Origin of the sequence: Alteribacillus iranensis (assembly GCF_900113025.1) — a bacterium.
Taxonomy (GTDB): domain Bacteria; phylum Bacillota; class Bacilli; order Bacillales; family Marinococcaceae; genus Alteribacillus_A; species Alteribacillus_A iranensis.
The window spans coordinates 504,559-518,690 of record NZ_FONT01000001.1 but is presented as its reverse complement, the minus strand read 5'-3'; the positions used below and the strand labels follow the sequence as shown (position 1 = coordinate 518,690).

11 protein-coding genes and 1 other RNA gene are annotated in these 14,132 nt (G+C 39.4%); all 12 read left to right on the top strand.

Going from position 1 to position 14,132, the window contains the following annotated elements; translation table 11 throughout:
* Positions 1-44: 44 nt before the first annotated feature.
* The 12 genes from BM095_RS02600 to rnpB all read left to right on the top strand — a co-directional run bounded on the left by BM095_RS02600 (position 45) and on the right by rnpB (position 13,620).
* The gene (locus BM095_RS02600) at positions 45-3,689 is read left to right on the top strand and encodes a dynamin family protein (protein WP_177194663.1); all 3,645 of its coding nucleotides are present in this window, start codon (positions 45-47) and stop codon (positions 3,687-3,689) included.
* 81 nt (positions 3,690-3,770) lie between these two features.
* Positions 3,771-4,106, top strand: a complete 336-nt coding sequence (locus tag BM095_RS02595; protein WP_091656987.1) for a cyclic-phosphate processing receiver domain-containing protein — start codon at positions 3,771-3,773, stop codon at positions 4,104-4,106.
* A 349-nt stretch (positions 4,107-4,455) separates the two neighbouring features.
* On the top strand, positions 4,456-5,388 hold the full coding sequence (locus BM095_RS02590; protein WP_091656985.1) for a dipeptidase: 933 nt from the start codon (positions 4,456-4,458) through the stop codon (positions 5,386-5,388).
* Positions 5,389-5,468: 80 nt separating this feature from the next.
* A complete protein-coding gene (locus BM095_RS16930; protein ID WP_456061738.1) occupies positions 5,469-5,753 on the top strand; it encodes a HesB-like (seleno)protein in 285 nt (94 codons plus the stop codon).
* A gap of 135 nt (positions 5,754-5,888) precedes the next feature.
* Entirely contained in the window at positions 5,889-6,659 is a 771-nt protein-coding gene (locus BM095_RS02585) for a SurA N-terminal domain-containing protein (RefSeq protein WP_091656983.1), read from the top strand.
* 434 nt (positions 6,660-7,093) lie between these two features.
* On the top strand, positions 7,094-9,391 hold the full coding sequence (locus BM095_RS02580; RefSeq protein WP_091656980.1) for a DEAD/DEAH box helicase: 2,298 nt from the start codon (positions 7,094-7,096) through the stop codon (positions 9,389-9,391).
* Positions 9,375-10,634: a ribonuclease H-like domain-containing protein gene (locus BM095_RS02575; RefSeq protein WP_091656977.1), complete on the top strand. Its 1,260-nt coding sequence runs from the start codon at positions 9,375-9,377 to the stop codon at positions 10,632-10,634. The genes BM095_RS02580 and BM095_RS02575 overlap by 17 nt, the downstream gene beginning before the upstream one ends.
* 333 nt (positions 10,635-10,967) lie before the next feature.
* Positions 10,968-11,528, top strand: coding sequence for a DUF1273 domain-containing protein (locus BM095_RS02570; protein ID WP_091656975.1), 561 nt, complete (start codon positions 10,968-10,970; stop codon positions 11,526-11,528).
* A gap of 84 nt (positions 11,529-11,612) precedes the next feature.
* Positions 11,613-11,939, top strand: a complete 327-nt coding sequence (gene gpsB, locus BM095_RS02565) for a cell division regulator GpsB (protein WP_091656972.1) — start codon at positions 11,613-11,615, stop codon at positions 11,937-11,939.
* A complete protein-coding gene (locus BM095_RS02560) occupies positions 11,932-12,711 on the top strand; it encodes a nitrilase-related carbon-nitrogen hydrolase (protein WP_091656969.1) in 780 nt (259 codons plus the stop codon). The genes gpsB and BM095_RS02560 overlap by 8 nt, the downstream gene beginning before the upstream one ends.
* Before the next feature lie 16 nt (positions 12,712-12,727).
* A complete protein-coding gene (locus BM095_RS02555) occupies positions 12,728-13,168 on the top strand; it encodes a reverse transcriptase-like protein (RefSeq protein WP_091656966.1) in 441 nt (146 codons plus the stop codon).
* Between the two features lie 65 nt (positions 13,169-13,233).
* Positions 13,234-13,620: RNase P RNA component class B (gene rnpB, locus BM095_RS02550), an RNA gene on the top strand.
* The last annotated feature ends 512 nt before the right edge of the window (positions 13,621-14,132 follow it).

Genomic DNA, 14,132 nt, shown 5'->3' with positions numbered 1-14,132 from the left:
TATTCAATAATTACAGTTTTGATAAAGATGAGTTGTTAAATATAGTGAATGATGTAAAAAGGGAAAGTGAAATATATGATACTCCTGACACGTCAGCCCGTTTGGACAGCTTATTACATAAGATTCAAAAAGAGCGGCGTACCGCCGTTTTTTGCGGTCACTTTTCAGCTGGGAAATCAACTATATTAAATCAAATTATTGGAAGAGACCTTCTCCCTTCACACCCCATCCCTACGAGTGCGAATGTGGTTCATATCAGTAAGGGAGATGTTTTTTCTGCAACTTATAAAGCTTCTAACAGTGAAAGATATCAAACGCTCTCTCTTCATGATCTCTCTGATGAATGGTTTACAAATTCAGAAAACATTGAGGAAATATTTATGGAGCTTCCCGTCGAACATTTTCCTGCTAATTTAGAGGTAATCGATACACCAGGAATTGATTCGACTGATCATGCTCATTACTTAGCCGCCCAATCACGTCTTACAGAAGCAGATAGTATTTATTATATTGTGGACTATCAACAAGTGGAATCGAGCGAAAATTTTTCGTTTCTTCAACAATTAAATGATAAATATATATATCCCACATTAATAATCAATCAAATTGATAAACATAATAATTCAGAACTGTCCTTTTCTGAATACAAACAGAAAATACTTGACAGCATTGCAAAGCACAATATATCACTGAGAAATATTTTATATTTATCGGCTACAAACCCAGCTATATCGAAAGACGACTGGAACCAATTAATGCATGAATTATTTTCCCAAGATCAGCCAAGTGAACAGGTACGGCAAACAACTGCATTAGGAATATACAGGGAGATAGAAACATTAGCTCTTCATATCGATCATTCTATACGGCCGGCTAAAGAGGAGCAGAATCAAATATTAGCTTATTCAAATTTCACTACATTAATAGAAGAAATATATCACATACAACGTACTTTAGAGGAAGTACCTCATTGGTCTAACTTTATTGAAAAAGATCTCATCGAAGCTTTCAATCTTATATTTGCGAATGCTAAACTCACTCCGTATCATACACGGAATTTCATACGAGACTATTTAGAATCGAGACAAGCAACGTTTCGTATAAAAGGATTATTTAAAAACAAAAAAACAACTAAAGAAAAGCATCGTCGTCAGTCCGTTCTTTTACATAGCTTAAATGAAAACATTCGAAACTATATTGACATACATTTACGACAATCGATAGAAGATATACTGAGAAAATACGGAATTAATGCGCATGTTTTTCAAGAGGAGATTATGTCACTGCAGCATAAAGCAGACACAACATTACTTCAGCAAGCTGAAAGAAGAGGAGCTTTATTTTCCCAGGAATACGTATTAACTTACAGTAAAACAGTAGTTGACGAGATACGGCAAAAATACAAAGCAAGTCTTATTCAGTTGTTTCCGTTACTGAAAAAGCATTTACATCAAGTCATTGAAACGGAAAATTCAACATTACGCACGAAGCTGGGACGGCTTCAACAATTACGGACAACGTGGGAAGAATGGAACCAAAACTATAAACAGCTTACCTCTTTTGTTAAAGAATTCATCCAAAGACTAGAAGCCTGTAAAAAGATTCTTCCCTCATCCACTTTTTCTCAATCTCCTGCTTCTCTTCCTATGCCAGAACCGCTGTATCATCAATCTGAGATCGATATTAGGTCCTATTACACAGACAGTGACAGCAGGGAAAATACAAATGAATTCAATAGTAACAGTTTCTCCCAAGCTATAGAAGATCATTCTAACCGGATAGAACATGCATTATATCTATTAAATGAAGCGCCAGGTCTAACGAACATTAAACATTCACTGAATCGACGACTGGAGAGACTGCAGAGGAAGCAATATAAGATTGCTTTGTTTGGAGCTTTTAGTGCTGGTAAATCTTCAATAGCCAACGCTTTATTAGGGGAAAAAATTCTTCCAGTCGCAGCTAATCCGACAACGGCTTCCATCCAATATATAAAAGCACCAGATGTATGTTATGAGCATAAAACAGTAAAAATTATTTATAAAACGAGTCAAGACATCCTTCAGGATATGAATGATATTATTAGACCTGCGAGTGTTACCTTATCTTCTATTGAAGATTGGAACGCACTTCTCGAGGAGAAAATGGAACAGGATGAGAATAACGAGCAAAAAGACGAGAGAAATGAAGAAAAGGAATCGACAGGGGAAAAAGAAGAACAACAACCAGATCCATTTCGCATCCTTACCGAAGAGGAGATTCATTTATTAAATCAGTACTATGACAATTACCACTATTCTTATTCACGTTTAGGAAACGAAACCATCACCGATATTCATCACTATGCTACTTTAGCGTCCACAGAGGAAGAAGCTATGTTGATGAAAGAAGTTACAATTTATTTTGATTCTCCATTTACTCGCGAAGGATATTTATTAACAGATACACCAGGCGCCGGTTCGATTTACCGGCGACACAGCGAAGTAGCTTTTAAAGAAATGAAGGAAGCCGATTCTATTTTATTTGTAAGTTATTATAACCATTCTTTCTCAAAAGCCGATAGAGAGTTTTTATTACAATTAGGGAGGACAAAGGAATATTTTTCTTATGATAAAATGTTGTTCCTGGTCAATGCTTCTGACCTCGCTAAAAGTCATACGGAATTAAACGAGGTCCTTGATTATGTAAAAACAGAACTTATTCAATTCGGTATTCGGAACCCGCAGGTGTATCCTGTATCAGGGAAGATGGCTATAAACAGTGATACAAACTTTGCAACAAAAGACAGCTTAGAAACCTCTGGGATGAACGGGTTCTTGCGTAATTTTCGCTACTTTATTATAAAAACTTTAGATGAATTGATTATAAGAGAAGCAGATCAAGAGATTCGTCAAGCAGTTCACTTATTAGAAGATAAAATTCATACCGCTCATCTAGATAGAAAAGAAAGACATCATCTTCAACAACAAAGAAAAGAAGAACTGATTCAATTTCACGATTACTTGGAAACTTATCCTTTTGAGTTAGATATGGAACGAATCATGCAAGAGCTGGAAGAACTGTTATTTTACGTAAAGCAACGGGTGTTTTACAGGTATTATGATGAATATAAAGAAATATTTAATATTGCTCGCATAGAAGAGGCAGACTTTCAACATCAAATTTATCGATACACCAATGAATTAATCAATTTTATTTTCCATGAGCTCACACAAGAAATAAGAGCTACGATCATTAGGATGGAATATTTTATTCAGAAGCACTGGTCACATATTCAAAGCACCATGACTTCTCATTTACCGCATCCATTAAAAGAAGAGTTTGTTACATTGAAGGTAGAGGAATTTCCCGAATTTGATATCCACAGTGAAGCTCCAATAAATAGTGGTGATTTACCTTTCTTAAACCAGTTTAAATCCTACAAAGAGTTTTTCGCAGGAGAACAAACCAAATTGTTTAAAGAACAGCTCGAAGAAGCGCTTAGACCCTATGGGAGTGAATTTGTAGAGGGATATCATAAGATTATGGCAGAGCACTATAAATTGTTTTTGCTTCGAGAGTGGGAGCACCTTCGCAGTGAATATCTAAACACAGCACAGTATGTGATGACGGCGAATGAACAAGATCTCCCCCCGCAACAGGAAGAACAGATGAAACATGTGTTAAAAAGACTAAAAATGGAAATATAGTGGTAATTATTGTCTTTCTGTGATATACTTAATCAAAATAAATAGCGATGAGACAAGAATTACATCGCAAAAGGGGTTATCATGGACAGGCGCAATATATTTCTTGATGATATGCGACCGGGCCCTCCTGATCATATTGTTGTGAAAACGGCAGAAGAATGCATACTATTACTGCAAGAGGAGGAACCAGTCTCACATTTGTCTCTGGACCATGACTTAGGAAGCCATCAAAAAAATGGCTATGAAGTCGTTTTATTCCTGCTTCAGTTGAAACGCTTTCCGGAACGAATTACCATACATTCCGCTAACGCAACAGCAGGGAAGAAAATGTACAGACATTTACTAACAGCAAAGACGGAAGGGATTATACCAGAAGACGTTAAAATCGTATATCGCCCATTGCCGTTTCTCGTATAATATAAATGTTTCACTAAATCACCGATAGGAATGCCTACCAGTTTCACACTTACAAGTTTTTGTATTTGTGATAAGGGTAGGCATTTCTTTTTCTGTCTTTATCCATGTACGCCTCTATACTTAATGTGGTGATGTGATGATAGATAGACCATGAAAAAGAGAAAACATGCGAACCGTCGAAACGCTCTATGTAAGGAGGCGGGTCGTTCGTTGGCGAAAAGCGAGTACTTTTCTCTGTGGCTTATACGCGCTCTCATGTAAATGAAGAGCCTTTGAAAATTGGTGTATGTACTCAAAATCCTCTTCTTACATATGCTTACAAGTAAGCATGTAAAAGGGGGAAAATGATATGTTCACCGCAGATATTCATTGTGATGCTTTGTGGAAAATGAGTGAGACTGGAAATCACTCCTTTACTGAAAATGCACATACGCTAGTAAATAAATATTCTTTAGAGCGAGGAAACATCAATGTACAAAATTTCGCGTTGTTTACTCCACCACGCCAATCCATACAAAAACAAAGACAGCAAATTCAGGAAGAAGTACACTTATTTGAAAATAAAATTATTGTAGAAGATACCATAGAATGGAAGCCATATCAACGGATCTCACTAACTTCACCGGCAAATACTCATGCCATTTTATCATTGGAAGGAGCCGGAATGTTTGCAAACGACTGGAAATCATGGGAGTGGTTAAAATCCAAAGGAGTAGAGATAATAAGCTTGACCTGGAATGAAAAAAATGATCTTGCTGCCGGTAGTTCACAGCCAAACCAATATGGTTTAACTGAAGCCGGGAAAGAAATGATTCAGTGGATGAATGCAAATGATATTATCGTGGACGCCTCTCATTTAAACGAAAAAAGCTTTTGGGATGTACTAGACTGGGCCGATCAAGTCCTCGTCACTCATTCCAATGTAAAATCAATTTGTAATCACCCTAGAAATTTATCTGATGACCAAATTAAAGCTCTCGCCCACAAAAAAGGATTCCTTGGGTTGACACTTTATCCCCTTTTCCTCAATGGAACAGAATCAGCAACTTATGCGGATATTGCACGCCATCTAGAACGGTTGGACCAATTGGGAGCTTTAAGAATTACTGGGTTTGGCTCTGATTTTGACGGGATAGACACGTATGTAGATGGCTTAAGTGGTCCAGAGCACTTGCCGCACCTCATTAGCTGGCTCACCCATTTCTTTGACAGGCATATAATTAAAGGCATCAGCGGTCACCATTTTAAAGAATATTGGAACGCAAGCCGCCCTAATAAGTAACGTACTCCATGTGCTGAATCCTTTCCAAATATAAAAGGATGATCTACAATAAGTATAGAGCTTAGAAAGAGGTGAGAAACATGCAAATTACTGATAAAGCTAAAGAGTATATTGAAGATGTAATGAAAGAACAAAATGTTAGTACTCTCCGGGTAGTATTCTCTGGCTATGGCTGAGGAGGCCCTAAACTGGGACTGGCTCTGGATGAGCCGGAAGAATCCGATGTTAAAAAAGAGATTAATGGTATTGACGTGGCTATTGAAGAACAAATTGTGCCACATGTAGAAAATGTCACTTTAGATACAGGCCTGACGGAGAACGGTAAAGTAGGGCTTGTGATGAATGATACACCTAGCAATTGTTAATGTATTGAAAGAGGTACCATCCTAATAGGTACCTCTTTTCTATTTCATCTAATACGTACATACATAGTCATACACGTATCTCGAGTATGTTACACTACATAACAATAAAAGGATAATTAGAGAGGGGTTTCATTTTTGAAAAAAAACTGGATAATGGGACTCGCCACTGCCATATCTGTCTCTTTGATTACAGGGTGTGGTGGGGAAGAAACAGCAGATAAAGAAGAGAATATGAGTGAAGAAGCAAGTGAAAACGAAGAAGAAACAATGGACCAACAACCGGAAATGCCAGATCCAGATTTAGAAGGTATCCCTGATGTTGTCGCTGAGGTAAATGGGAGTGAAATTACAAAAGATCAATTTGAACCCATCTACGTATCAACGTTAAATAATTACGCGATGCAGGGGATGTATGATGAAGAACAAGATGAAAATGGAGAAATGGCCAAACAAATTCAACAGCAAATCGTTGATCAAATGATCGGTCAGGAGCTTCTCATCCAAGAAGCAAGTCAGCGAGAATTACAAGCATCCGACGAAGAATTAAACGAAAAGCTGGCATCACTAAAAGAACAGTTTGAATCAGATGAACAGTATGAAGAAGCACTCGAATCAAGCAATGTCTCAGAAGAAGATCTCATCGAAGACATCCAAACTCAGATAAAAGTTGAAAAACTAGTTGCAGAAGAAACAGGCGAGATAGAAATACCTGAAGAGGACATTAAAGAGAGCTATGATCAAATGACTGAAATGCAAGGGGAAGGGGAAAACATACCAGAATTTCCTTCCTATGAGGAAATGAAGCCTCAGCTGGAGAATCGGCTTCGAGCCCAAAAAGAAAATGAAGAAATAGAAAAGATCATCGATGATCTTCGCAAGAAAGCCGACGTCGAGGTTCATATGTAATTCTGATTTATTACAGGCCCAACAGAAATAAAACTGTTGGGCTTTTTGTTATAATTTTTCTCAAAAAAACTATTGACTGTTTTATAACACAGGGATATAATAAAAACAACATAAAACAGCAATGAGGAGTGGTTGGAATGAAACGCCCAGAAAAAAAATCAAACGAACGCCGATTTACCCCTGTTAAAGAAGAAAAAAGCGTTTTGCAAATGATTAATGACTATTACACAGTAAGATAACGGTGCGAAAATCATTAAATGGTAAAACAGGATAGGCTCTGTATTATTACAATAACGGGATACCGTTATTGTTTTTTTGTATACACACTTTTACATATAACAGTTCACCTATTGCTTTCTTATTATCTAGTTTCTTAAACATATTGGAAATCAAACGTATATTCGCTAAAATGATACGTACAGAGGTGAACAGACATGCATAAAAGAAATATGGCTCAACTGATCGATTGGATGCGGTCGGATGAGGATCTGAGTGGAAATATTGCCCATTGGCACACCATTCCGGAGGAACCTGCTAAAGAAGTGCCGTTCCCAGATTATCTCGATGACCGTATTATACGATCTTTAAAGAACAAAGGAATCGATTCTTTATATACGCACCAAAAAAGTGCTTTGGAGCTTAGCGGGCTATATCAAAAACATACTGTATCAGTCACTCCAACTGCTTCTGGTAAAACGCTTTCTTATAATCTCCCTGTGCTTCAATCTATACTAAAAGACGAAAGCAGCCGAGCATTATATTTATTCCCGACGAAAGCACTTGCTCAAGATCAAAAAAGCGAGATAAATGAACTTATAGATGACATGGGCGTTCCTGTAAAAAGCTTCACTTATGATGGAGACACAGCGCCTAACATTAGACAAGTGATTCGAAAAGCCGGTCATATTGTTATCACGAATCCAGATATGTTACATGCTGCTATATTACCTCATCATACAAAATGGGTTTCTCTCTTCGAGAATTTAAAATACATTGTAATCGATGAATTGCATACGTACCGAGGTGTATTTGGCAGCCACGTAGCAAATGTGATTCGACGATTAAAGCGCATTGCTCGCTATTATGGCAGTGATCCTGTCTTCATTTGTACATCGGCGACCATTGCTAATCCAAGTGAGCTCGCTGAATCCGTAACAGGGGAATCATTTGAATTAATTAATAACAATGGCGCTCCCCGCGGGAAAAAACATTTTGTTTTTTATAACCCGCCCATCGTAAATGAAGCATTAAATATCCGAAAAGGTGCCACGTCCGAAGTGAATAAGCTCGCTTCCCTATTCTTAAAAGAAAAAATTCAAACGATTGTGTTCGCTAAAAGCCGTGTCCGTGTTGAAGTTATATTGAGTCATCTACAGGAATTAATCAAAAAAGAACTCGGTCCTAGCACAATACGTGGGTATAGAGGCGGTTATTTACCAAAACAACGACGTGATATCGAAAAAGGACTCCGTAATGGCGACATAATGGGGGTTGTGAGTACCAATGCTTTAGAACTCGGGGTGGATATAGGGCAACTACAAGTTTGTATTATGACAGGTTATCCGGGATCTATCGCAAGCACGTGGCAGCAAGCAGGCAGGGCAGGAAGAAGGCAGGAAGAATCGTTAACGATTCTCGTTGCCAGCTCAGCGCCTATTGATCAATATATGATTCAACATCCTGACTTCTTTTTAAGCCAAAATCCAGAAACAGCTAGAATTGATCCTAATAATCTAATTATATTATCTGACCACTTGAAGTGCGCCGCATTTGAACTCCCTTTCCGAGAAGGGGAGACATTTGACGGAGTAGAAGTAGAAGAGATATTAGAATTTCTTACAGAAGAACAAGTTCTTCATCACCGCGGTCGTAAATGGTACTGGATGAATGACACGTTTCCCGCTCATGGAATAAGTTTACGTTCTGCCTCTCAAGAAAACGTAGTGATCATAGACCAGACTACTAAGTCTGATGTGAAAGTGATTGGGGAAATGGACCGCTTCAGCGCCATGACCTTACTCCATGAGAAAGCAATATATTTACATCAGGGAATTCAATATCAAGTAGAAGAGTTAGATTGGGAAGAACGAAAAGCATACGTAGAAGAAGTTCGAGTGGAATACTTTACAGATGCTAATTTAGCAGTGGAATTAAAGGTATTAGATGAAGACGACAGCTGCAATCATTCCGGCCTTGAAACCGCATTTGGCGATGTTATGGTTAATGCTAAAGCGACTATATTCAAAAAAATAAGGTTATCTACTTTTGAAAATATCGGCTCAGGCTCGATTCATCTACCAGAAGAAGAACTTCATACTAATGCCTGTTGGCTGAGTCTTTCAGACGAAATTACACAGCATTTTGACAGAGAATCATTAGAACAGGCATTGATGGGACTCGCTCATTTGATCCGTCAAGTAGCTCCTGTTCATGTCATGTGTGATCAAAGTGACTTACATGTCGTTCCTCAAATGAAAGCGACTCATTCCGAGAAACCGACGATCTTTATGTATGACCGTTATCCCGGAGGCATCGGCTTATCCAAAACATTATTTCAATCACTGTCTTCTCTTTTGAGACAGGCTAAAGAATTACTCCGCTCTTGCCCTTGTACGTCGGGATGTCCCTCTTGTACAGGGTCTGATGTGAATTTGGACGAAGAAGTGAAGTGGACAACTAATCGTCTTCTTCGACAATTAGAGGAGAGATTTCCTGTTGAAACTAAAAAATAAATTAAAACGTATGAAGCATCACATGGGGACTCCTGTTGAAACAAAAAAAACACCTGAACTGATAGACAAAGAAATGAATCGTGATATCACGAGGCATGAAGAGCTCCCTTACGCAAAGGAATGGGAAAAATTAAATGCCTATCCTTTATTTTTAGATGGGGAATATACTATGAAACGAGAGGTCACTTATCCTATTGATCATTTACACGGAAATTATTCATTTCGTGAAATATTTGACGTCTGTCACTTATGGGAGAAAGAGTTATCTCATCATCCGCTCCACCCAGAAAAAAGAAGACCCGAAGATTTCCTCTTCTTTGATACGGAAACGACAGGTCTAAACAGTGGGGCAGGTAATTTAATATTTCTATTAGGAAGCGCTGCATATGATGATAATCAAATTAAAGTGAACCAATATTTTTTGCCTGGACCAGAAGCCGAAGCTGCTTTTTACTATTATTTTCTATCCGAAACCCGTTCTACGCATCACCTCGTGACGTACAACGGAAAGGCATTTGATTGGCCTCAAGTAAAGACACGACACACCTTCGTAAGAAATGAAGTACCTAAACTGCCTCCTTTTGGTCACTTTGACCTTTTGCATGCTGCTCGTCGACTCCTGCGCCACCGCTTACCCTCTTGTAAGTTATCGATAGTAGAGAAAGAAATATTAGGAGTCGAACGAGTAGAAGATACTCCCGGTTACTTAGCACCTATGCTGTATTTTGATTATTTGCATGAACAGCATCCGGAGTATATAGAAGGGGTCCTTGAACATAACGAATGGGATGTACTTTCTTTGATCACACTATACATCGATTTATCAAAACGAGTGCTGGCGAAGGGGACGAGTAGCAGAGAACGAATGGAAATCGGTAAATGGTATGAGCAATTGAACGAATGGGAGAAAGCAGAGTGGTGTCATCGAAAAGTGTTTGAAGCAAGTGATAATCAGGAAATAAAACAAGAAAGCAGTCTTAGAGTCGGAAGGGCTTTAAAGAAGCAGAAACAAGAAAGAGAGGCAATGTATTACTTCGAATGGGCGTTTCGTCATCCAGGGATGCATCAATATGAAGCAGCGATTGAGCTCGCTAAATACTATGAACACCGGGTGAAAGATCCTGAAAAAGCTCTCCATTTCATTAAATACATTCAGCCTGATAAATCGAATGTAAGAGATGATATAACAAAGCGGAGGCTTCGATTACAAAAGAAAATTGAACGGGAAATACCACCTTCGTGATATTTCTTTTATTTCCCGGGCAAGCGCAAAATCTTTCTTTATCTCCCTCATTAGGGAAACTTCCGACAAAAAATTCTGTTGAGATGGAGTGCTTTGTCGTATTTTACATGGAAGAAATCCTATGTACCATCCACCTAACGCCCGGAACGGTGTATCCACTGATACTACGGCCTGAGAGAGGAGTCGGTCCTCGAACAACTCATTTTAGGCAAAAAGGGTATTCTCAAGCGTAAGTAAATGAATAATAATGAGACAAGGGTCGTTACAGCCGGTATTTATGTGCCGGCTGTTCTTTAAAATATGAAACGTCATGTTTAGCGAAAGAGGGATCGTGTGAAAGTATTAGCAATAACAGGATACAAACCTAATGAATTGGGGATATACAGAAGAGACGCTCCCGAAATAGAGTACATTAAACATACAATCAAGAAGCGTTTGATTGCCTTTCTGGACGAAGGTCTCGAATGGGTAGTGTTATCCGGACAGCCTGGCGTAGAACAATGGACAGCTGAAACAGTGATCCAATTAAAAGAGGAATGGCCTCATTTAAAATTAGCTGTGCTTCCTCCCTTTCTGAACCAAGAGAAAATTTGGCCGGAAGATGCTCAAGAACGTTATCATGCCCTGTTGCAGCAAGCAGATTTTACAGAAGCCATATCGAAACGAGAGTATGAAAACCCGGGCCAGCTGCGTGCTAAAAATGACTTTATCATTATGAAAACAGATGCTTTACTCTTGATGTATAATGAGGAACAACCCGGTACACCTAAGTACTATCTCGAAGCCGCCGAGCGCCGCTCTCAAAGAGACAACTATCCCATTTATTGGATAACGCCAGATGAATTACAAGAAGCTGTAGAGGAAGCGAATTCCCATCATGATTTCTTAGAGTAAAGACAACAAAATTGACTTTTCTGCAATATTTTGAAAAAATGAAGGAAAAATAACTTTTTCTTAAATTTTGGGGTGAGCCGAAGAATGGAAAACATTCGTTTAACTGCCAAAGAAATATTAGATAAAGATTTTAAAACAAGCATGAAAGGTTACAATAAAGACGAAGTCGATCAATTTCTTGATCTTATTATACAAGACTATGAAGCTTTTAATGAGAGAATTAGAGATCTTGAAACCGAACTAGAACAAACAAAGCAACATAAAGGACCTGTTGCAACAAACAGCCCCAAAAGTGAGACAACTGTTACCGATCATTATCAAACGCAAACTAGCGCCGGAACCAATTATGATATTTTGAAACGCTTGTCCAACCTTGAGAAAGAGGTATTTGGAAAGAAGTTGTATGAATAAGAGAAAATATAAAGTGGGGATCGCCCAAATTCCCTCTTCCGCCGGGGATATTGATGAAAATGAGTCCCGCTGTCTCCATGCCTGTTTAGAAGCTAAGAAAAAAGAAGTCAGTCTATTAGTATTTCCTGAGCTTGTTTGGAGTGGATATTTTTTAAGCAAGGCTGCTTTCTACTCCCTTGCCGCACCAGCGACGAGAGATTCACGTCCCGTCCGCTTCTTTAGAGAGTTGAGTCGTAAATTGGAAGGCGGCATTGTTTTTTCTTTCCCTGAACGTGATAGAAATCATCTATTTATTACTTGCGGATTCGTAGATGAAAAGAATCATACCCTGCATTTTTACCGCAAGTCTAAGCTCTGGGGGAAGGAGAAATACATATTTACCCCTGGAGAAAAAAATTATGAACCCCTTCCTACACAATTTGGGCAAATCGGTCTTCTTGTCTGCTATGATATAGAATTCCCTGAACCGGCACGTACTTTGGCAAAAAAAGAGACTGATATTATTATTTGCCCTTCTGTCTGGAGCAATCAAGCGGAAACCCGCTGGAACGTACAACTTCCTTGCCGCGCATTAGATAACCAATGTTTTGTAGTCGGGGCGAATACGATACATTCGACTGCATGTGGACAAAGTCAAGTGTGTGATCCATATGGAAACGTAGTTACTAAAGCCTCTTCTCATGAGAAGCAGATTCTGACCACGTTTATTGATCGTGACACCATCAAACAAGCGAGGCAGGACATTCCATACTTAGAGGAGTTAGACTTTTGAACAGGAGGACAGTAGCTTGGTAAGAATATTTGTAGACGGAGCGAGCGCCGGAAACCCGGGTTATGCTGGTGCTGGGATTTTCGTGCAGCCAGACGAGGGAGAAAATGAATTTATTTCTATACCTTTAGGTACAATGACGAACCATGAAGCAGAGTTTGCTGCTGTTCTCGAAGCTCTAAAACTGTGCGAAACGAGAGATTGGAACATTATTTCCATTAATACAGATTCAAAACTAGTGGACGAAGCAGTGGAGAAACGCCATACGAAAAAGTCAATGTTCCGTCCGTATTTACTGGAAATTCTCAACCGGATGGATTCTTCTGAACTTTGCTTCTTAAAATGGATCCCTTCGAAGCAAAATCGAGCTGCTGATAAGTTAGCAAAACAAGCCATTCAAGAGTACACCAAAAGAAACGAAATGGAATCAGAAGGGAAAAGAGGAAACAATTCTTTTTAAAGGGTGCTTGTCAAAAGCATACAAACAAGCTATAATAGCACTTGGCTTAAAAAAGAAGCTGGAAACATTCTGGCAGTCGCTGCGTTTTAACGCAGAGGAAAGTCCATGCTCGCACAGTCTGAGATGACTGTAGTGTTCGTGCCTGACGAAACAATAAGTCAGGGCAGTCCGGCTGTACCGCTGGACTGACGGCGGGGAATAGACCTGTGTCCTTAGGATATGGTCTTATTACCCTGAAAAGTGCCACAGTGACGGAGCCCGTTTGGAAACAAGCGGGGTGGAACGAGGTAAACCCCTCGAGCGAGAAACCCAAATATTGGTAGGGGCGCCTTTCTGAAGGAATAAAACGGAAAGAAAGGGCAGAGCATAATGCTTTGCAGATAGATGACTGCCACCGGAGTGCGAGGTGAATAACCGTAACAGCACAAAGGGACAGAACATGGCTTACTAGAATGTTTTCGGCCTCTGGACAACCCCTTAATAGGGGTTTTTTTTATTTCAGCAACATTTCATTAGGAGAAATTCACAAGCAAAGTAAAAGAATGATACGCTTTATACATACTAGAGAGAAAGACCAAGAAAAGAGCAAGGCGCCCGCCTATCGGCGACAAGCGCTGGAGAAGGAAGTTCGACTAAAGAAAAAGGAACTTCTACTAAGATCGCCCACATCGTGTGGGCAACGTAGAAGCCACCGCCTCCTGCGGAAGTTCCTGTGACAACATCGAACTGCCTTGCACAGGATGTGCTGACTTTTGCGTTGGCTTACGCAGGATGCGTTGACTTTTGCGTTGCAAACAGGACGTTTGCGAAGTTAGCAAAAGATCCATACCTGACGTTTGCGCTTTTAGCAAAAGAACATTCAACTGTGAGCCTGAGGAGGCTTGCCGCCACAGTGCGGGTTGAAGCGACCTCGAGCCGATGGCGCCTGAAGCTAGACATCACTCCATGAATGTTTTCTTATCTT